The sequence below is a fragment of the Kovacikia sp. CALU 1929 genome (assembly GCF_056784235.1).
This window is the reverse complement of sequence record NZ_JBXBCF010000055.1, coordinates 145,396-164,705: the sequence shown is the minus strand read 5'-3', so window position 1 is coordinate 164,705 and position 19,310 is coordinate 145,396. Positions and strand designations below refer to the sequence as shown.

At 47.1% G+C, this 19,310-nt stretch carries 18 protein-coding genes and 1 tRNA gene; 8 read left to right on the top strand and 11 right to left on the bottom strand.

Features of this window, described 5'->3' with window-relative positions:
* The 3 genes from AC1S52_RS05920 to AC1S52_RS05910 all read right to left on the bottom strand — a co-directional run.
* A partial coding sequence (locus tag AC1S52_RS05920; RefSeq protein ID WP_482028083.1) for a M14 family metallopeptidase occupies window positions 1–812 on the bottom strand: 812 nt, incomplete at its 3' end.
* Between the two features lie 25 nt (window positions 813–837).
* Entirely contained in the window at window positions 838–1,221 is a 384-nt protein-coding gene (locus AC1S52_RS05915) for an META domain-containing protein (RefSeq protein ID WP_482028082.1), read from the bottom strand.
* A 366-nt stretch (window positions 1,222–1,587) separates the two neighbouring features.
* Window positions 1,588–4,056 (bottom strand): tetratricopeptide repeat protein, encoded by a 2,469-nt coding sequence (locus tag AC1S52_RS05910; RefSeq protein ID WP_482028081.1) that lies wholly within the window; start codon window positions 4,054–4,056, stop codon window positions 1,588–1,590.
* 214 nt (window positions 4,057–4,270) lie between these two features.
* On the opposite strand from AC1S52_RS05910, the gene AC1S52_RS05905 reads away from it, so the two are divergent.
* Window positions 4,271–4,459, top strand: a complete 189-nt coding sequence (locus tag AC1S52_RS05905) for a hypothetical protein (protein WP_482028080.1) — start codon at window positions 4,271–4,273, stop codon at window positions 4,457–4,459.
* Window positions 4,460–4,482: 23 nt separating this feature from the next.
* On the opposite strand, the gene psb34 is transcribed toward AC1S52_RS05905, so the two are convergent.
* The 3 genes from psb34 to murA all read right to left on the bottom strand — a co-directional run bounded on the left by psb34 (window position 4,483) and on the right by murA (window position 7,125).
* Window positions 4,483–4,653, bottom strand: coding sequence for a photosystem II assembly protein Psb34 (gene psb34 / locus AC1S52_RS05900; RefSeq protein ID WP_482028079.1), 171 nt, complete (start codon window positions 4,651–4,653; stop codon window positions 4,483–4,485).
* 90 nt (window positions 4,654–4,743) lie between these two features.
* On the bottom strand, window positions 4,744–5,604 hold the full coding sequence (locus AC1S52_RS05895; RefSeq protein ID WP_482028078.1) for a M48 family metallopeptidase: 861 nt from the start codon (window positions 5,602–5,604) through the stop codon (window positions 4,744–4,746).
* Between the two features lie 159 nt (window positions 5,605–5,763).
* On the bottom strand, window positions 5,764–7,125 hold the full coding sequence (murA, locus tag AC1S52_RS05890) for a UDP-N-acetylglucosamine 1-carboxyvinyltransferase (protein ID WP_482028087.1): 1,362 nt from the start codon (window positions 7,123–7,125) through the stop codon (window positions 5,764–5,766).
* A gap of 224 nt (window positions 7,126–7,349) precedes the next feature.
* Between murA and AC1S52_RS05885 the strand changes: the two genes are divergently transcribed.
* Window positions 7,350–7,433, top strand: a tRNA-Leu gene (locus tag AC1S52_RS05885).
* Window positions 7,434–7,683: 250 nt separating this feature from the next.
* On the opposite strand, the gene AC1S52_RS05880 is transcribed toward AC1S52_RS05885, so the two are convergent.
* Entirely contained in the window at window positions 7,684–8,121 is a 438-nt protein-coding gene (locus tag AC1S52_RS05880; RefSeq protein WP_482028077.1) for a protein tyrosine phosphatase family protein, read from the bottom strand.
* A 438-nt stretch (window positions 8,122–8,559) separates the two neighbouring features.
* Here AC1S52_RS05880 and purU point away from each other — a divergent pair, with 438 nt between their 5' ends.
* On the top strand, window positions 8,560–9,474 hold the full coding sequence (gene purU, locus AC1S52_RS05875) for a formyltetrahydrofolate deformylase (protein ID WP_482028076.1): 915 nt from the start codon (window positions 8,560–8,562) through the stop codon (window positions 9,472–9,474).
* 270 nt (window positions 9,475–9,744) lie between these two features.
* On the opposite strand, the gene AC1S52_RS05870 is transcribed toward purU, so the two are convergent.
* The 4 genes from AC1S52_RS05870 to AC1S52_RS05855 form a co-directional block, all read right to left on the bottom strand.
* Window positions 9,745–9,927, bottom strand: a complete 183-nt coding sequence (locus tag AC1S52_RS05870) for a CsbD family protein (RefSeq protein ID WP_482028075.1) — start codon at window positions 9,925–9,927, stop codon at window positions 9,745–9,747.
* Window positions 9,928–10,383: 456 nt separating this feature from the next.
* Window positions 10,384–11,064, bottom strand: a complete 681-nt coding sequence (locus AC1S52_RS05865; RefSeq protein WP_482028074.1) for a class I SAM-dependent methyltransferase — start codon at window positions 11,062–11,064, stop codon at window positions 10,384–10,386.
* Window positions 11,039–11,674 (bottom strand): GNAT family N-acetyltransferase, encoded by a 636-nt coding sequence (locus AC1S52_RS05860; RefSeq protein WP_482028073.1) that lies wholly within the window; start codon window positions 11,672–11,674, stop codon window positions 11,039–11,041. The genes AC1S52_RS05865 and AC1S52_RS05860 overlap by 26 nt, the downstream gene beginning before the upstream one ends.
* The gene (locus AC1S52_RS05855) at window positions 11,637–12,494 is read right to left on the bottom strand and encodes a GNAT family N-acetyltransferase (RefSeq protein WP_482028072.1); all 858 of its coding nucleotides are present in this window, start codon (window positions 12,492–12,494) and stop codon (window positions 11,637–11,639) included. The genes AC1S52_RS05860 and AC1S52_RS05855 overlap by 38 nt, the downstream gene beginning before the upstream one ends.
* Window positions 12,495–12,538: 44 nt before the next feature.
* On the opposite strand from AC1S52_RS05855, the gene AC1S52_RS05850 reads away from it, so the two are divergent.
* From AC1S52_RS05850 to AC1S52_RS05830, 5 genes are all read left to right on the top strand, one after another.
* Window positions 12,539–13,114 carry a GNAT family N-acetyltransferase gene (locus AC1S52_RS05850; RefSeq protein ID WP_482028071.1) on the top strand — a complete coding sequence of 192 codons (576 nt, stop codon included), beginning with the start codon at window positions 12,539–12,541 and terminating at the stop codon, window positions 13,112–13,114.
* Complete coding sequence (locus tag AC1S52_RS05845) at window positions 13,111–13,527, top strand: GNAT family N-acetyltransferase (RefSeq protein ID WP_482028070.1); 417 nt, start codon at window positions 13,111–13,113, stop codon at window positions 13,525–13,527. The genes AC1S52_RS05850 and AC1S52_RS05845 overlap by 4 nt, the downstream gene beginning before the upstream one ends.
* A gap of 228 nt (window positions 13,528–13,755) precedes the next feature.
* A complete protein-coding gene (locus tag AC1S52_RS05840) occupies window positions 13,756–16,710 on the top strand; it encodes a hypothetical protein (protein ID WP_482028069.1) in 2,955 nt (984 codons plus the stop codon).
* A complete protein-coding gene (locus tag AC1S52_RS05835) occupies window positions 16,700–17,803 on the top strand; it encodes a hypothetical protein (RefSeq protein WP_482028068.1) in 1,104 nt (367 codons plus the stop codon). Before AC1S52_RS05840 ends, AC1S52_RS05835 begins: the two co-directional genes overlap by 11 nt.
* A 12-nt stretch (window positions 17,804–17,815) precedes the next feature.
* Entirely contained in the window at window positions 17,816–19,228 is a 1,413-nt protein-coding gene (locus tag AC1S52_RS05830) for a hypothetical protein (RefSeq protein ID WP_482028067.1), read from the top strand.
* Window positions 19,229–19,310 lie beyond the last annotated feature (82 nt).

Below are 19,310 nucleotides of genomic sequence, written 5' to 3'. Positions count from 1 at the left end.
TCGCCAAAAAAGGTTCCCGCATCCCTGGATGTACGTCCGATTGGACCATCGATGATCTGGTAATGCTTCAGCACATTCATGCTGCCTTCGACGGTCATTGAAATCTTGGGTAGATCAAAGATTCGCGGTCCGCCGATTTCAATGGTCATCACCGGGATGCCCGCTTCGACAAACGCCATTTCCAGGGTGCCGTTCTCACCGGGATCATCCTTAATCTGTTCAATGGGAAACAACTCAGCGATCTGCTGGATCTCTGGCTTATGAAAGTCGGCAAAGATGAACATTGTGAAATCGCCGCCCGTGGATGCCGTGTGGTAATCGAGCGCGACATCCACGTTGTGCTTAAATAATCGGTTCCAGAGAATGCCCGCATGGCGGGTTGGCACATCATTACCCATTTCGTCACCAGGCCACACCCGATTCAGGTCAATCAACGAGCCGCCACCTTGGGCGATCGGCCACTTGCGCTGAGTGTACTCCTTCGCCGGACGGGAGAGGTCATAGACGGCAATCACTGTGCCTGACATCTGTGTCGGATCAAGACCAGACATGATCCGCTGCACTGCATTCACCGGACTTAGCTCATCGCCATGCACACCAGCAGTCAGCGAAATGCGCTTACCCCCCTGAGTACCCTTTGCCACAACAATGGGAACATACCAATGCTGCCCCGTCCCCATCTGCACACCCTGAAAGAAAAAGCGGTGCTTTGTTCCAGGTTCGAGGTCATCAACGTTTAAGTCACTGATGACAGGCACGCGCTGAATCTGATCGCCGGTATAGACCGTAGCCCCTTGAGTAGGAACCTTCACAGAATGACTCCTTAGAAAACGCTTGCTACCATAATCCTGTAATCGCTTGAGAGGTAAAGCGCAACACACCTGACCCCTGTTCAGTCGTATAGAAAATTTGCAACCCTTCATCATTCACTTCATATCGCTGGGCACCTTCTAATGCCTTCAGATATTTGAACTCCTGAGCCATGATTGACTCATCACAAGCCATAAACGTCGATGCCAGCGGATCAATACTCAATTGATCGCCCTTGGTTTGGAAGCCTCCCATAAACCGGTTGCAGCCGCCAGAACCAGTAACACGTCCATCGGTAAAGTCTGCGGTCACGGCAGGAGTTTGAGGAGGCACCATCGGGGTTGGAGCAGATGACTCGGAGATGTTTGCCAACCGCCAACTCCCTTCAAGTGAGGAGGAGGATTGAGCCATATAGAGAGTCCAATTTTTTCCCAAGAATTCCTGTGCGCTAGCGGAGTTTGTAGCTGTTGTTCCAACGAATCCAACCATTAGAGTAACCAGACAACCGATTAATCGTTGATTGAATAAAGTATTATGGTTCATCTTGTTTTCCCGATTGACTAGATTAATGGATTAATGACTCCGAACTCTTGTATAGGATATATTGGCGCGACATAAGTAGGTGGGACTAATTAAATATAAGACCTGTGTAGGTTTGGGTTGAGGCACGTAGCTTGCTTCCCGCAGGGTAACCCAACACCCGCATGGGTTACGCTATCGCTCTAGCGTAGCCATGCCGAAGGCTATACCCATCTACATTTGATTCCACCTGCCTACTTACAAGCGTTTCATAATCTCAGGTAACAGTTGAGCCGGAACCTTTGAGAGTGACAGGTTTTGCCCTTTTGTGCCCAGTTCGCTATAAAAGGCACGGATGGTTTGGACAACGTAGCCCAGAACGGTTTGGTAGAAATCGGGGTTGTGCTGCCATCCCTGGAGTGCCTGGAGGTGATGGTGGAGGGCAGCTTCTAGATGGGTGGAACGGTTCGTTTCCGGGTCGCGCTTGTGTTTGTCTGTGGCGATCTGGTAGTAGGCTAAACCCAAATTGTTGTGGGTTGCCGATGGGTCAAAGGTAAGAGTAGGGGCGTGTTCTGTGCCATCCGAGAGATGCTTAACCGCTGTCAGGGCAATTTTGTAAGCGGCGATCGCCTGGTGCAGATGTTCTCGCCGTTCACCAGCCGGAGTGCCGGATAGGTTTGCCAGATGCCAGTGTGCGGTGCCCAGGTTGTTTTGGGTTGCCGCATGGGCAGCGGGGGCACCTGCCAGGGTGCGGTAGGTGAGGGCTGCCCGGTAAGCCGCGATCGCCCGTTGCAACCAATCGATAGGAGACGTTGGCTTTGACCCTTTCCCCCCGTCCCCGTATCTCCGTGTTCCTAGCTCCTCTCCCTCTCCCCAGGCTGCCACCATATCGGGGGCGGACTGCTTATGCTGTGCCAGGTTCCAGTAAGCGGTGCCCAGGTTGTTCTGAATCATGGCGTAGTAAAGGGGTTCCCGTTCTGGGCTGTAGTAGTGCAGTGCCTCGGTGTAGGCAGCGATCGCCCGCTTCAGGCAAAGTACGGGTTGGTGATGTTGAGCTAAATTCCAATAGGCGGTGCCCAGGTTGTTTTGGGTCGCGGCGTAACGAGCTGGGTCATCTTCCAGTTTGCGGTAGCGTAGTGCCTCTTCATAGGCATGGACCGCCTGTTCCAGGGCTTCTGCGGGGGAACGGTAGCGGGCGAGGTCGCCAAAGGCAGAACCCAGATTGTTCTGGGTCATGGCATAGTTGTGGGGACGTACCTGGGGGTCAATCTGGCTGAGGCTGCACTGGTAAGCAGCAATTGCCCGTTCCAGGTTGGACTGAGCCTTTCCAGCCTCGCCCATTCCCCTGGAAAGCATCCAGTAAAGATTGCCAATATCGTTCAGCACATCCGCCGCAACCGGAGAGGTTTGATCCAGTTTTTGCACTGCCAGTTCATAGGCACTGATGGCAACCAGCAGCGTCGATTCAGAATCATCCCCCTGTTCCACCCGATCGCGGTAAAGGTTCCCCAGGCTTTGATACGCCTCCGCCAGATCACTGCTGGGAGCTTGTTGAAGATGGAGCTGCTGAATTTGTTCCAGGGTCAGGATCAGGTCTGTATGTTCGCTGGCAGGCGTTTGGCTGTCTTCCCGGATGGCGATCGCCATCACCAGGTTTGCCAGGTCTTGAACCGAATGGGGTGCGTAGGGGAGGGTGATGGGGTCAGAGGCAGAGGTAGCAGAGGCGGCAGGGAGAGGAGGGGAGGGGGAAAGTCCTGGTCTGGTGGGCGGTTGAGCCGGTTCCCGGGTTGGGGGTTCCTGGGCAACTCGTCCTTTTGCCCCTGCCCCATTTCGCTGTCGCTGTTGATAGTCCAGGCTCTCCCCATCCCGCTGCGTTGGTGTCTTTGCGCCTTTTCGTTTCTGAGCCTGTTCTTTGCGTCGCTCCAGGGTCGAACTGGTTGCATGGGAGCGATCGCCCTGACTGGCTGAAGGTTTCGGTGATTGGGCGGTCAAATCAGGGGAGGAAACCGATGCCCTGGCATCTACATTGCCAGTAAATGTGCCAGTGGGTACTGGAGTTGGGTCCCCTTCAAACTCAAATAAGGCTGTCCGCCAATTCCAGAAAGCAGGAGCGGACTGTTGAACTACATGCAGCCAGGGGCGGGGTAGCCAGAGCAACAACGAATATTCAAGGTTGGGAAGTACCTGCTCAATCTGTTGCAGGGAGTTGAGAAATTGTTTCTGGACACAGGCAGGCTGCCGGGTTAACCGCTCAACACCCAGAATCTGAAAGCCAGGAGGGTCGATCGGGTGATAAATGCCTTTAGGAGGCGGGTACTGAAGCAGCCACTCGGCAACCTGAGCCAGGGGATTTGGGTCGCTCAGGTTGAGGTTGAGGCTGACCAGGCGGGGGTATAGCAGGGATAGGGACGGTTCAACTGCCAGGGTTTCGGTCAGGAGGCGATCGGCAGAAACAGAGGCACGGCTATTCCACTGAGCGGTGGAGGAATAGCCAGAAACGGTTGAGGGTTGGGCAGGGTAAGCCAGTTCTGCATAGAGTTGGGCTGCCAGACGGTTGCGCAGAGCCAGGTCATCACAAACTGCCAGAAAAATCTGGCGGCGCAGGTTCAGGCTGAGGGACTTTTTTAGCCGTTGATACACACTCTGATTGAACCCCGACAAGGACCGGGAAGCACTATCAGGGAGGGCAGGGTCAACTGGAGATAAGCGATCAGCAAGTTGCATCACAGGGATTGCGCCAGGGCGCAGAGTGTCCTTTAGGTCGGAGATACAAATCTTTTCAGAACATTTCCGCTAATGTCAGGACGAAAGCCTGAGTTTGTTGGAGCAGACAATCAGGCGTTGCTGAAAAGCGGCATGAATTGAACCAGCGTTTCAACCATCTAGCAGAGCTTAGGGATGTGCCCCAAAATAAAGTACCCGCTAGACAAGCTGCTCCACGATGGATTCCCGCCTGCGCGGGAATGACGTTTACCAAACTTACGCTACAGACTACTGGCATCCTTTCCATCCCCTGAATCCGCAATATTGGAATCAATTAAAAGCCGGGTGTCTGCGATCGCAAACAACCCGGCTATTTTACAAATTTTGGATGATCTCAAGCTCCCACTGGGGCAGTGTTATTTTTTAATCTCATTTAGACGTGCGATCGGTTTAAGAAACGGAGGCGGCTACATACACCAGACTCACTACTAGAACGAGCGCGCTAACACCCAGAATGATGTAGTTGCGCTGCTGATTCTTAGTTGGAGGTTCCGCTTTGTACATTTTTGGCTCAATTGCAAAATTGTTCAAACGACCGCCATCTTCAGTGGTATACCGCATGAATGATCCTCAATATGTTTTGCCAATTGTAACAAAACTTGGCGATATATTCCTATTTCTTAAGAAAGAGCAACTACGTTATACCAGCCACTACCAATTCCGCCAGCCACCTTTGGATTCCGTAGTCCCGTGGGGCTGAACTGGACGGCTCTGAAGCAGAGCTTGATATTCCTGACTACCTGACCAGCGATCGATCTCCCGCGCCCGTAAAACAGGCACCGGATGGGTTAACTGCTCTGTCATTGCCTGCTTCAACATCGCTCCCAGTTGATCATTACTGATGTCATCATAGGCGCGCGCCTGTTCTAAAAAGGCATCCAGGTTCAATTGCTCTGACAGCTTAGGAGATCCGCCGGACAATTTCATCAACACCGAAGCCACCACCCTGGGATTTTGGGTTGCCAGAAGGGCAGCGCGATCGCAGGTAAATTCCGCACAGCGCACCCATTCCATTAACTGAGCCTGCAACCCCTGTGCCAGCCCACCCAAACTGGCTAACTGAATCAAAATATTTGCCAGGGTCAGGTAAACCCCATGATCGCATTTCAGATGCCCCAGCTCGTGGGCAATTACCGCCTGAATCTCCTCTGGCGTTAGTAAATCAATCAGCGAAGTATGCACCACAATAAAAGGCTTCTTACCCCGCATGGCAAAGGTATAAGCATTAGGTGCTGGATGTTGCCGAATGTAGAGTTGCGGCGGTTCCAGATCCAAAACTTTGCAAGCCTCCAACAGCAGCTTATGAATATCGGGAAGCTGCTGTTCGCTCACCAAAACGCTGGAAGCAATGTTGTCCAGATAAAAAACCTGCTCGGCAAGGGGTCCCAACAGGTTACGGATCACCATATCCAAACCGGACAACTGCTTCAAATTCTCGGTTGCCTGTAAGTCTAAAGGATGGCGAAAATGGTCAGCTCTTAATCCAAGCAGGGGAGTTTTGAGGAGGGACATATGATCTAGTCAATACAAGCTCAACGCCAGTATAGCGTTTGGGGCAGGGGGACGGCAGGGGGAAGGTGTGAGGTGTTGAGGTGTGAAACTTTCAACCCTCAACTCTCAACTTTTATCTCTCGCCCTGATCCCTGCTATCCGACACCCAACCCGACTTTATTACCCGACTTCCGTTGGTTGCAGGATCTCGTCCACCTCTGTACTACTGGATGTCCGCAATACCCGTGCGCCCAGCTTTTGTAGCTTCAGGTCTAGCCTTTCGTAGCCGCGATCGAGGTGATGTAATCCCTGAATCGTTGTTTTGCCGTGGGCTGCCAAGCCTGCCAGCACTAGAGCGGCTGAAGCCCGTAAATCAGTTGCGACAACAGGCGCACCTGACAGCAAAGGAACCCCCCGCACGATCGCATGGTTTCCCTTGACTCGGATATCTGCCCCCATGCGGCTAAGTTCTGCAACATGGCGCAGACGATTCTCAAACACCGTTTCGGTAATCACGCTGTCTCCTTCGCTGAGGGTCAACAGCGCCATAAACTGTGCCTGCATATCCGTCGGAAAGCCCGGATAGGGAAGGGTTTCAATGTCTGTTGCAATAGAACGATGAGCCGCCACGACTCGGATGCGGTTGGGTGCTTCCATAAGCACCTGGACCCCCATTGTCTGGAGTTTCGCAATGACTGCCGTGAGATGATCGGGCACAATCGGGGACAGACTAATTTCTGAGCGGGTGATGGCTCCGGCAATCAGAAAGGTGCCTGCCTCAACGCGATCGGGAATAATGGCGTAATCAGTGGTGTGCAGGCTGGGCACTCCAGAAATCACAATCGTATTGGTGCCTGCCCCGCGAATCTTAGCACCCATCGCTCGACAGAAGTTTGCCAGGTCAACCACTTCCGGTTCCTGAGCCGCATTCTCAAGGGTGGTTTCTCCATCTGCCAGCGTGGCTGCCATCATCAGCGTTTCGGTTGCCCCAACACTGGGGTAGTCGAGGTAAATCCGCGCCCCTTGGAGCCGTTTAGACACGCCCCGAGTATTGGCATAAACCATCCCGTGGTCAATCTGCACATCGGCACCCATTGCCTGTAACCCGCGCACATGCAGGTCAACTGGACGGGCACCAATGGCGCACCCTCCAGGCAGTGGAACTCTGGCAACACCCAGCCGTGCCAATAAGGGTCCGATCACAAAGAAGCTGGCACGCAACTGGCTCACCAACTCGTAGGGTGCCTTTGACTGGGCAATATGGGAAGCATCAATGGTCAGACTGTCCGCATGGCGCTCTACTTTAACGCCTAAGGAAGCCAAGATCTCGCCCATGCGAGACACATCTACCAGGGAAGGAACGTTGCGGATTCGACACTCCTGAGGACACAGTAAGGCTCCCGCCATGATGACGAGGGCTGAGTTTTTGGCTCCGCTGACGGTAACGTGCCCGCTCAAGGGAGAGCCACCCCAAATGTGTAAAACAGAATCGCTTTCCTCGGGGGAGGCAGGAGTGTTGGTTAGGGTTGATGAGAGAGTAATTGGTCTGTCCTCCGGATCAATGGATACAGGTGAAACTTAAAAGTTGGTTAGATTCTACAGGAAAGATTTGGGTTGTCCAGAAATTTTCACAACCGGGCGATCGCCCCATGACAGATTACCACTGCTGAAGAACTACAAGTTTGTGGATTAAAATAATTGACAGGGGTCTCATTTTAGTGAATGATTAGAAGTCGCGGCTTTGTTACACGCAAAGTCCAATACGAGCGGAACTGGCGGAATTGGCAGACGCGCTAGATTCAGGTTCTAGTGTCCGCAAGGACTTCCGGGTTCAAGTCCCGGGTTCCGCATTTTACTTCTTTTCACTGAATTGGGCTAGGTTCCGGTGGACTCAGCCCAATTTTTATAGGCGAATTGTTAAATTTTCTTTATAGGTTTGTTGCGGTTTGTAACAAGATTTCAATAGAAGATCAGGCGGCAGGAGTGGAGCGTCAAAGCTTTCAGCTTTAGAGAATTTTAAAGAACGCTTTCACCCCATGATCAGGAATCTGGTGGGGTGTGGCGCAGAGTTGAAATGACTCTAGTAAGGGCAAAGCAACTCTAAAATCTGGAACTCTCCCTCGGCGCAATCAATGTAGATGATTGTTCAGAATCCAGGCTGAACAACTCAAGTTGTTCAGCCTGGTTGAAGGCTTGTTGTAGCGTTGCACCCTGGCGAATGGAAATTTGCATTAACACCATTGCTGCTGCCAGCATCGCATTGTTGCAATACAGGAGGGTTGGTTTGGGTAATTGCTCAATTTGCTTGAGTACCCGGTCTGCAATTTCAGGACGCATGACTTCGCGGTCAATCGGTAAGTTGACGTAGCATAAACCCAGGCGCTCAGCATAATCTTGCTCGTCGCAGCGAAGATGCCTGTCCAGCGATCGCAAATTCAATACCGACTGAAATCCCTCTTCGGCAAGTTGCTTTAATTGCTGAGATGTGATGGGTCCTGAAATCGCAAGTTCATCATTAATCTTTCTGATAACCTCCATAGATACCTCCCAACTCACCCAGACGCGATCGAATCTGGAGTGAAATGCTACTTCTCAGGTTAGGAGAACAAGTTGAGGAACTTGTGAGGAAACCAGGAAATTATGAATGCTATGTAACGGATTATAAATTTGTGGGCAAACTCACGGCTCATTTACAGCGATTTTCATTTGGTTCAGCCATACGATTCCCTACTCCCTACTCCCCACTCCCTACTCCCCGTCTTTCCTGTGGTCTACGCATCTGAAAGCTGCTGTAATTGGTGGTGCTGAATAGCAGTATGAATTGGAACGAAATTTCAATTCCATACAAGTTGTAGTTCATACCCAAAATCAGCAACGCCTTTAATCAGGATTGGATGAATAGTAGTAGACTGGGGTGTAAGTTTAGCGACCATTCTAGAGGTGTTAGGTGTTAGGTGCTGGTGTTAGGCGTTAGGGATGGTAGACAGATTTACGCCAGGTTCTGCTAGTTTCTCTACAGGAATTGCTCGGATGCTATCTGCAAGACGATACACTCTAAGTCTGTCCTGCCCGGATCGTGTTGGAATTGTGGCGGCAGTGAGTAGCTTCATTGCCAGTCAAAATGGTTGGATTACGGAAGCACAGCACCATTCAGATCAGACTGCGCTACGTTTTTTCATGCGGCAAGAAATTCTGGCAGACTCGCTTAATTTGGATATACAGGAATTCCGGGAACAGTTTATTCCGATCGCAGATAAGTTTCAGATGGACTGGCAGGTGACAGACTCGACCCAGAAAAAACGGGTGGTGATTTTAGTTTCTAAGCCAGAACACTGTCTGTATGATTTGCTGGCACGCTGGCAAAGCGGTGAACTGGCTATCGAAATTCCCTGCGTAATTTCTAACCATCAAGTCTTTCGCAAATTTGTAGAGTGGCATGACATTCCTTACCATTACATTCCTGTAACCCCAGAAACGAAGCTAGAGGCATATGACAAAATCAGAACCTTATTTGAAGATGTTGGGGGTGATGTCATGGTGTTAGCCCGTTATATGCAGGTTCTATCGCCGGAACTGTGCGATCGCTATCCGAAACAGATCATTAACATTCATCATTCGTTCTTGCCCTCATTTGTCGGTGCTAAGCCTTATCATCAAGCATATGAACGTGGTGTCAAATTAATTGGTGCAACCTGTCACTATGTTACATCCAAACTTGATGCTGGACCAATTATCGATCAGGATGTGATTCGAATTGACCACTCTGATTCTGTGGAAGATATTGTTCGCTATGGCAAAGATATTGAAAAAGCAGTGCTGGCAAGAGGCTTACGCTATCACATTGAGGATCGAGTGTTAGTGCACGGCAATAAAACGGTGGTGTTTCGGTAGTTGTTAGTTTTTGGTTGTTGGTAAGTAGCTTTCAGAGTGCCATTCAGGTTGTTAAAGTTTGGGTTGTTGAGGGAGTATCCGGAGTCGAGGATGTTTTGTCAGCCAACATGTATAACAAAAACTCCCTTGTTGCCAAGGGAGCTGTAACCCAGAGTAGACTTACTTTGTAGAAGGCAAGTAAATAATTTAAACCCTGAGCTTAAACCTTGATTCAAGGTAATTGATCACTCAAGCATGTTCAAATTATTTTCTAGCTAAAGGTCAAAGTGCTTAATCAACGGCTTTTTTGATTTCGTCTTTTACATCTTCGCCAGCATGGCGGACCTTTGCCTCAGCTTGCTTTCCTTTGCCTTCAGCTTGATCTTTGGGATCGCCAGTCACGTTACCCATTGCTTCTTGAGCTTTGCCTTCAATGTTCTTAGCAGTGGCTTTAACTCTATCTTCTCCACTCATGGTTTTGTCCTCAATGGTTGTATCAATACTTCAACTGTACTGATCGTCCATCTCCCAATCATCTGTCAGAAGAATGAGACTAGTAGTCTACGGCATAAGTTTAGCGACCATTCTAGAGGTGTTAGGTGTTAGGTGTTAGGTGTAGACAGATTTACAACAAGCTCTACTAGTGATCTGGATTCAGGCGAGAACGAAATGGGTGGATTTGGAAATGTCGATTAAGCAAGGTGCTGTCCAGGCAACCGCCATCGTGCCATCTCTGCTGGCGATCGCACAGTTGTTCCAGCCCATTCATTCAAAAGCTTGAGCAGGAGCTTTAGTGGGGATTGCGCCACCTATCAAAGAACCGATTGATTCTCTGCTAAAATTCCTTTTGTTGAATCAAGATGGTCAATCTTGGGGTTGAAGGCTTAAACAGTGAACTAACCAGGTTGCGAACTGGCTAATCTGCGTTAGCTATTGCTTCACTGCTCTTAGCAATAAGTCGTCCTGGTCATCTTCTGATACGCGAGGGACAATTTCCCATTGATCAAGCTGAAACCCCACTGTCTGAAGCTCCTGCAAAATATCTTCTGCCTGACCAATATAGCGAGTCGCAATTCCTGCTGAATTGATCGTACAACGGGATATTGGATCAAATTGAGGCTTTATAGATGAGGCATCTAGAACAACGCCACACATGCTCTGGACATAGAAGCAACCGCCGGACTGGAGCACTCGATAGATGCTAATCAAAGTAGCGCTTCGATCGAAACCGATGATGCAGTGTAGACATCGCCCATCGACAACCAGGTGAAAGAAATTGTCGGGATAGGGAGCCAAGTTCAAAACACTGCCAACCGTGAATTGAACCTCCGTGTTCTGAGCACGGGCTTTTTCCTTAGCCCAGGCGATCGCCGTTGGTGCAATATCAATTCCATAAGCTTCATATCCTTGTTTTGCCAACCAAATGGCTAAGTCTCCGGTTCCACAGCCTAGATCAAGAACTCGACTGCCAGGACGGAGCGATCGCTGCTCAAGAATCTCCGAAACACGAGAACGGACAACCTGATGATCCACTTCTGACGTCCAACCGAAGGCCCCCTCGGCTTTCAATCGCCGATAGGCAATGTCATGGCTCACATAGTCTGTTTTCATAGAATTGATGTCCTCCTCTAAGGGATAAATCATAGCGATTACATTCATGTACGCGATAAAACTGCGGCTGAACGGCATGAGCAGTGTTCCCTTGATAGTGCGCGAATACATGAACGGGCTTCAATCCAGGTAGGGTACTACGAAGACCCTGATCTACCTCGTCACCGTGCAAGTAAACATGAAGATAACTGTCCACCTTTTGAAATCCCTGAGCCTCATACCATTGAATTGTTGCGGCACCATCCCGTGTCCAGGCTTCAAACCGTTGAATTTGAAATTGTTGGGCGATCGCGATCGCTTCTTGTACTAGAGCTTTGCCTACTCCCTGGCGACGGTAATCCGGGTGGACGGCTAGATTCCAGATCATGCCAGCGTTCCCGGCTATCGAGGAAGGCGAACAAACACTCCCTGGCACTTGTTCACATTCCACATCCATCAGCCCAATGATCTGCTGATTGACTTCAGCAACCAGTTCAATTGCTGGGTTGGCGTAATGTTCTTTCTTTTGCAGGACGTTATCAAAATAGGCGGTATCCAGAAACGCCAGGACACGGCATCGCACCCACTGCGTTTCATCCGTTAGAGCATAGGGACGAATCTTCAGCTCCATAGAAATACCCAGTATAGAGGGCACCGATGGATTCAAATTCAAGGGATTTATAGAGGCTGAGCGCGCTCCAGTTGTCGTCATCGACCCAAAGCTTCACAGCAGTATGCTCCTGGAACAGCTCACGAAGCATAAACGCCAGTAGTTGTTTGGCAAACCCCCGACAGCGGAAGGGGGCAAAGGTGAATACCCCTACAATCATCCCGTGATGTGGCGTTGATCCTCGCTTCACGACAGAAACAATCTGACCGTTGTGCTCCAGCACAGCGACGCGCTTCTGTTGAATCAGAGCATCCCAATCATGCTGCACTACTCGCCCTCCCCGTTCAGCCTGGTTAGCTTCAATGGAAGCCTGTAGAGCTGGCTTGTCCTCTGGAACCGCCCATCGCCCACAACCCCCTGTAGGGACTTTTGTACACTGCATAATCAACGAGTTATACTCTTGCTTCAGTTGATACTCTTGCAGCAGAACCAGGCGAACCCAGTCCCGACTAAGAATTGAAGTTGCTATCCGTTGGGGGCAACCACGGGCTTGCACCAGGGACAACAACATTTCAGTTGTGGCGCGATCGCACCCAGCCAACGAAACATTCCTATTCCCCGGACCTGCCAGAAGGGCACCGCAAATGTCATGCGGTTTCAGATTTTCTGGCGTTGGGGATGTGTGAGCGATCGCCAGCAACTCCCCCTGCTTCTGCTGCAGCCGCCCCATTAGGATGAGGCTGAGAACATATTCCAAATCCGGGTTGGAGTGAGGATCGAGGGATAACCAGTCCACAGCAGCCTGGATCTGATTCCGATTTGGAGTCTTGATGATGTCCATCTCAGTTATGGGAAAATACGACTACTCTATTGCATCATCGTAAAATGGAGCCTTTTCGCATCACCGATCTCAATCCTGAGGATGCTGAGCTGATTCAGCAGACTGCTCAGGTTGCCTATGAAGCCTTCCAAAGCATTTCGAGGATATGGCTACCCACGGTTGAAGCTGCCGTTGAGGAAATTGATGAGAGCTTTGAGCGAAACGGTATTAGCCAGGTGTTGCTGGATGGAGAACGGGTTGCTGCCTGGGTTGGAGCTTTTCCCCAGTTTAGTGGTCGTGTGGTGGAGATCCATCCTCTCATTGTTGCTAAGACTTACCAGGGGCGGGGGTTGGGGCGATGGATGGTGAACCATGTTAAAGCTTGGGCAAGGGAGCATGGGGCTTTGACGCTTTGTATTGGCACTAGCGATGAAACGAATGCTACGTCGCTTGCGGGAATCGATTTGTATGAGAATCCTGGGAATGCAATTTCTAGCTTTCGCCAACTGGCTCCCCATCCCTGTGGTTTCTGGTTGAGGTTGGAATTTCACATTGTTGGAGTGTTGCCTGATGCGGAGGGTATGGGAAAACCCAACATTATGATGGCTAAGTCCCTGAGTGCCCAAGGAAGGTTCAAATGAAGATTGAGGTTGCCCCTGCCAATGTCGAGGACAAGCTGATTTTACGAAATCTTCTAGAGCTATGTCTGCACGACTACAGCGAGTTCAATGGGAAGGACGTTAATGAGCATGGGCTATTTGATTATCCTTATTTGGATTATTACTGGACGGAGGCAGGGCGCTATCCGTTCTTCGTGAAAGTTGAGGGCAAACTGGCAGGGTTTGTGCTGGTAAGGGATTTGGCAATCGCTGGGGGTGAACCGCTCTGGCAGATGGCGGAGTTTTGTATTTTGCGGAAGTCTCGACGGCAGGAAATTGGGCGAGCGGTGGCGCATCAGGTGTTTGACCGATTTGAGGGGAGGTGGGAGGTGACGCAGGAGGAGAGAAATCGTCCGGCAAGAGAGTTCTGGAAAAAGGTAATGGGAGATTACTAAAAAACTTCTTGCTAAATGAGGTAAAACCCAAAGCCTAGAAACATAAGTTCATGTTTTTCTCTTAACAGTCAAATACGGCAAATGACTAATTGTGCTGACTGGGAAAACATCCTAAGCTCACTCAATAGGTTTTGACCTATCTATTGAAAGCTTTCCAACGGTTCTGTTTTATGAAGGAAAGAGTTCGATAACTTTTGTTCACATGTATTCACAATTCTTAATCGAATCATGTATCAGAATTCTTTCTATCCGTTAAGAACGAATATCGGCAGAGCCATTCCTATCAAACGAAAGGAAAAGTACGATGAGCGTACTGAAGTGCAGGAGAACGGTGGGGATCCTCCAGACATTGAAATTATATCTAAGTCGAATCCAAATACTTACGATTTAGATTATTCTTTTGAGTTTCGTAGTGGATTAAAGGCAACTGAAAACAGCAGTCATTATAAGCATTATTTTCCGAATGATAGAGGTGATTATCCTGGCAGTGGCATGGATACCTTGCCTTTACCTATTTTAGATCCATCCTCTTCTAAACCTTTATCTCCTTTTGAAAAAGACACACCATTGGTATCTTTATTTGCAAGAGGACAATCAAATAATGTCGATGGCGAAGACATTTCCCGTCGAATTTGGACCAATTTAAGAATAACGCTTGCTGAAGAAGCTTTAATTGGTGGAATTTGTTTTGGAGGATACCCATATCTGCCCTATCACTTAAAGAGGGGAACAAACTCATCTAATTTTGGGCTGCCTCGTGAAATCAAGGTTAGTACCAGTAATGCCGCCTCAAATTTTAGGAGCGGTTTTCTAGATCTTGAAAATTCGACAACGAAGCAAGATATTACTTCACATTCAGGCTTGCACTTTATCCAAATTGATCCTACCCAAACAGATACTCTTTTTCTATATCTGTCAGATTATCCTTTGATCATTCGTCACATAGATACTATCGGCGGATCAAATCTTGACTATGTGGAAAGATATGGATTCATTATTCCTTATTTTTATGTTTTCGAATATCAAGAGAGAACCATCTACAGACCTATTGTTCAAGGTGGATTTTTAGGCGCAAAGTCAAGTAAAGAAGAAGAAAGCTTAACTTCCTCTTCATCCATTGACTATGAAAAGAGATATGACAACAAAAAATATGTAGAGTTTACGGCTGCTAGTCTATTTGGTCAGCAAAGAACTTATCCAGATAAAGGAGTAGCTGCTGATACTACAGGGGCAAAAGAATGCTTTATTTCAGAGCTTTTGCAACCTAACGAGACAATCACTCTTTATATACAACAAGCAGAAGAATTTGATCGTTGTATTTCAGGCTTACGAATTTTTCTGCCATTTGTGCCAAAAATCAATTTAGCAAGGGATCTAGAGAAATTAAAATCGCTTAGTCAGTTAGAAGGCGATCTGTTTGAAAACTTTCCGAATTTAGCTGGAGCTTCCAGAGAAGAATTGGAAAAGTCTTTTAGGGAAATATTAGAGTTGCCATATAACATCGATATAAATTTCTGTGAGAAGGTTAGAATTAGAGTCTTCGAGCTTGATCCTATCGATGGCGTTTCACCTCTAAGCGTGTCTTTAGATGAAAAGAATGGGAAATATTCCACTCTACTTGCCGAAAAAGTCGTTGATGAATTAGACGAGATTTTGTTTTCTCTCTATTTTGAGGGAATTCGGTTCTTTCGCTCATCTACCTCAAAATACTTTGCGATTGAGCTAACTAATGTAGATAGGGAAAATGGACAGATCGTTATCAAGAAGCTGGAGATGATTCGATCTGCTCACGTCTCTGTTCATCCTCGTGCTGCTCGAACCCAGCAGATTCGCAATCTTCATTTTCGGATTATTGGCGAAGATTTGGCAGAGGATTATGCAAAGTTAGGAAATGAAGGATTTAATTTTAGTATTGAGTGGTTAGTAGCTGGAGAGAGAAAGTCTATATTATTTCAATCCAATAGCTTGCTAGATCTTTTACACGCTGGAGTTGCTAAGATCTTTGCAAATAATAGAAGAAGAAGCATTGAACAAGAAACTGTTGTAATTAGCGACCCAAATTCAGTGAATAACTATGAAGTTCGTTCTACCTCTGCTAACGGTTGGAGACGTAGTGAGACAGGTGAAGGGATTTCTTGGAATGGCGAAGATCTTGACATGGGCAAACATCCATTTAAATCTCACATCAGCCAAGAAATTCGAACTCATAATGAAATTCTTTCGCCCCACGAAAAATCTTTTGAGTGGCAAACCAATGCTATTTTTGGTAATTTGATGAATTCTATTAGTAATAGCGGCGAAAATATAGCGGATGAGCTGCAAGAAATTAGGGATGCACTGGAAGGGAATGAAAATTATGATTGGAATCCATATCTTGGTTCTGGCGATGGAAAACTAGTCAAAACTTATCAAGAAAATAAATTGTTTAATGATTTTAGTAATATTTGGAAAGGCATTATTAATAGCGAAACGGAGAGTAAATTTCTTCTTGTTGAGGGTACGCATTCTGTAACTTCAAGTCCCTTTGGTTTACAAAGGCCTGTCGAAGAGTTCTTAGAATTGGTAAATAGCCTATCTAACTTTACAAGTAATCCATTAGCTATTACAGAACAAGGTTTGGATCTTCTGCCTACTATAATTTCTATGTTAGTGAATCCACAAGGACAAGCTACTGCTGCCTTAGCTTTAGCTGCTTCTAATTCTTTTGGCTTATCTTTAGCTCTTCAACCAGTTGGAGTAGGAGTAAATATATCTGCATCAACTAGTGGCGGACTTCTAATTCCTTCATTTACCTATGTAAATTCCTTTGGGACTCAGGGAAATATTGCTAAACAAGCCTTGAACACTGGCTACGCTTACTCTCAATTCCTTAACAATTCAACCGACAAAACAACAACTAAAATTACAGAGGCTAAGTCTCAGCGCCGTGTGACTAGAACCCCAGTTAATGGCACTGATAAAGAAAGAATTAAAGGCGCAGAGGTGATGTGGCAAGAGAAATTAATGGATATAGTTACTGGTTCTATTCCGCTCAACTTTACCTTACCTGCTACAGCAAGCAAGACCTATTACCGCACTGCAGATGATTCTTTACGGATCAGGTTTGGCAATGGGGTAGGAGAATCTATTTCTGTAGACATCTGGTTTGATCTGGTCGAGGAGGTAGTCTTAGATGATTATTGATCGGGTTCAGGTTTCTGGGCATGGCGCTTACTTCCAGGCTACAGACAATCTAGGGCAGATTAATCTAGGCGGTGATAGACCTGCTTCTGCTCGAACAGCTCCCCTTACCCCTAATCAGCAGCTTGAAGTTTCAGGCATTCAGCTTATCATTCAAGCAAAAGATTTGTTGCCGCTGTTCAATATGGAGAAGCGGTGGGGCGACAAGCCTCTATTCAGTATCACTGTGATGAAGGAGATGTTTCCTGGCTTATTTGCAGATCCATTTCAACATCGAGTTCACAACATTGCAGGATTTGATGACTTTAAGCGAGGTACTTTTGAAAATTGTAAGGTAATGGATATTGATGGCATCCCAACTCTTGTATCGCTTGGTTCAGGGAGTTGTAAGTGGAAGTCACCGATTTACCCAATGCCGACTCCCTATCCAAGAGCTACTTACTTAGATATTCCGACCCTTACTCCTCCTCGAAGGTTTAATGCAGTGAGTTGGGAGTTAGCAACTTCTAGGCAAACCCCCGCAGATAGCTTTGACTACTCCGTCACCCTAAATTATTGGAATGCAGACGAAGCTAGGGAGAATAACTTGGACCAGTATCCTTTAGCTGATGATTGGAACCCAACGGCTCCCAGAATGGTACAGTTGGGAGACCAAGAGCATCAAGTAGCAGCCGATAACAAGCTACGAGATATTAAGCAATATCAAATTGAGTTCTCGGCCAACGTTTTTAACGACTCTTATGTTTATGAAAAGCATTCGCCTATCATCAATGAATCTATTGGTAGACCCCTTTTAAGAGCAGTAAATCTGCTTGAGCCAGTAGAGCCGATGTACAATTTCTATACCTTGAGCGAGCTTTTAAGCCTTTCCTCGAATTATCATCTTTTTGAAATTTCCAGTAGCCCCCTCACCAAAATGCTCGCAACAATCGATTTGTCAGCGACTTTGGTTCATAGCGACAATCAAGATGAAAGAAGCAATAGCAATGACTATGAGTTTGTTGAAATTCAAGTTTTTGCTAACTTATTTGAAATTTTTGAAGCCAAAATGAAAATGAGTATTTCTGTCAACCCTCAAAAGTTTAAAAACTTCTAAAGCTAGAAAAATATGGACACTCCTACTTCAGCAACTAAAGACTCGAATATTTATGAGGGAAATTTTTTTGTCGCCAGAAGAGGAGATTACTCATTCTACTTTTCATTAGATATAAATCCTTTAGATCCTCAAGGGAAGTGGAGTTTCTATTACTGGGATTATGCTCAAAGTCATCGAACTTTCTTTCATGACTATAACGATGCTGTCAAGAATATCGAATCTTTGAGAGCAAGCCTAGAAAAGAAGGGATTTTCTGTTGAATCTCATGACAAAAATACTCTTCCAAGCCAGTCTCACTTTACCCAACCCACTCTACAACAAGATCGTGCAACAAAAACAGTCCCCGAAAATGAAGGGCTAAATAGTTTTGAAAATCAAAATCAGACATTAGCACTTAACAACGGTGATCGTTCTAGGAACATTACACCCGAATCACAATCTAGTAACAAAATACCAGCAACCAATTCATTAGGAGAAAAGTTACTGCCAGATGCAGGACAACGCAGCAATCTGCTAGAACCCGAAACAAGTGATGTGGCATCTCGAATAGGAAAGGCAGAAGAGATAAGGACATCGTGGTTGACAGAATCATGGTTTTTAGGTGAACCGAAAGGAGTAGATATATTAAATGCCTTGACTTCGAATGGAGTCCCGCTTAGCAAACAGCCACAAAAAATTAAAGATTATTGGGACAATTATATAGATCCGTCAGGCTTTGAAAAACGCCTGTATGTTACTTCTGGAGTGGTTGCTGGTGCTGGTGCAAGTTTAGGAGTTGGTATAGCTGCGTTTGAAGCTGGCTTGGTTGGAGCAGCAACAGAAACAATGGCGACTAATTTACTCCGCGTTCATGCTAAATATACTAGGCTATATGAATTTCTTTCGGATGTCGCTTTTGGCATGGCAGAAATGCCCATTCCTGTAGGTCCTGCTCTTGCTGGAGCTACTACTGCTACAACTGGAGCTTTAGGTACTGGAGCCCATTATAGTGACGAAATAGCAGCCGTAATAAGAGGGCTTGCTAATAGTATGATGGCTAAAGGAAACGCAGCAAGATCTGCATATAACCAAGTCTATCCATTTTTTGCAATGGATCGTTTGAGCGGATATCATCGACACCATCTTTTTTTAAAGACTTTTTTTAATAATGCTCTCTCACCCCGATTGAGAGCAATGTCAGATTTGATTCCTAGCGTCTATTTACGATCACATAGTCATATAGGTTCCGATAGTTTACATAGCCATTTAAACGCTTGGTTAAGGGCTTTAGGCTATCCCGTTCGAGGTTATTGGTATACAAAGAAAGAAGTCAAGGAAGCTTTGCAGATAGTGATTGAATTTTATAGAAGAGAATTACCCCATGATGGTTACGCGGAAGAATTAGAGCGATTTTTATTGGTTCTAGAACAAGAGGGACTGCTTTAGTTGATTTTACTGAAGGGTAAACTAGGCTTTTCTAAATGGGCTTGAAATGGCAATGAGTACCTCTTTACAAACCCGAACACCT

Bases quoted from the DNA above. Each gene is read 5' to 3' on its own strand.
- AC1S52_RS05915 (WP_482028082.1), bottom strand. From the start codon at position 1,221: ATGGCTCAATCCTCCTCCTCACTTGAAGGGAGTTGGCGGTTGGCAAAC.
- AC1S52_RS05905 (WP_482028080.1), top strand. From the start codon at position 4,271: ATGGATTCCCGCCTGCGCGGGAATGACGTTTACCAAACTTACGCTACA.
- psb34 (WP_482028079.1), bottom strand. From the start codon at position 4,653: ATGCGGTATACCACTGAAGATGGCGGTCGTTTGAACAATTTTGCAATT.
- AC1S52_RS05895 (WP_482028078.1), bottom strand. From the start codon at position 5,604: ATGTCCCTCCTCAAAACTCCCCTGCTTGGATTAAGAGCTGACCATTTT.
- AC1S52_RS05880 (WP_482028077.1), bottom strand. From the start codon at position 8,121: ATGGAGGTTATCAGAAAGATTAATGATGAACTTGCGATTTCAGGACCC.
- purU (WP_482028076.1), top strand. From the start codon at position 8,560: ATGGTAGACAGATTTACGCCAGGTTCTGCTAGTTTCTCTACAGGAATT.
- AC1S52_RS05870 (WP_482028075.1), bottom strand. From the start codon at position 9,927: ATGAGTGGAGAAGATAGAGTTAAAGCCACTGCTAAGAACATTGAAGGC.
- AC1S52_RS05865 (WP_482028074.1), bottom strand. From the start codon at position 11,064: ATGAAAACAGACTATGTGAGCCATGACATTGCCTATCGGCGATTGAAA.
- AC1S52_RS05860 (WP_482028073.1), bottom strand. From the start codon at position 11,674: ATGGAGCTGAAGATTCGTCCCTATGCTCTAACGGATGAAACGCAGTGG.
- AC1S52_RS05855 (WP_482028072.1), bottom strand. From the start codon at position 12,494: ATGGACATCATCAAGACTCCAAATCGGAATCAGATCCAGGCTGCTGTG.
- AC1S52_RS05850 (WP_482028071.1), top strand. From the start codon at position 12,539: ATGGAGCCTTTTCGCATCACCGATCTCAATCCTGAGGATGCTGAGCTG.
- AC1S52_RS05845 (WP_482028070.1), top strand. From the start codon at position 13,111: ATGAAGATTGAGGTTGCCCCTGCCAATGTCGAGGACAAGCTGATTTTA.
- AC1S52_RS05840 (WP_482028069.1), top strand. From the start codon at position 13,756: ATGTATCAGAATTCTTTCTATCCGTTAAGAACGAATATCGGCAGAGCC.
- AC1S52_RS05835 (WP_482028068.1), top strand. From the start codon at position 16,700: ATGATTATTGATCGGGTTCAGGTTTCTGGGCATGGCGCTTACTTCCAG.
- AC1S52_RS05830 (WP_482028067.1), top strand. From the start codon at position 17,816: ATGGACACTCCTACTTCAGCAACTAAAGACTCGAATATTTATGAGGGA.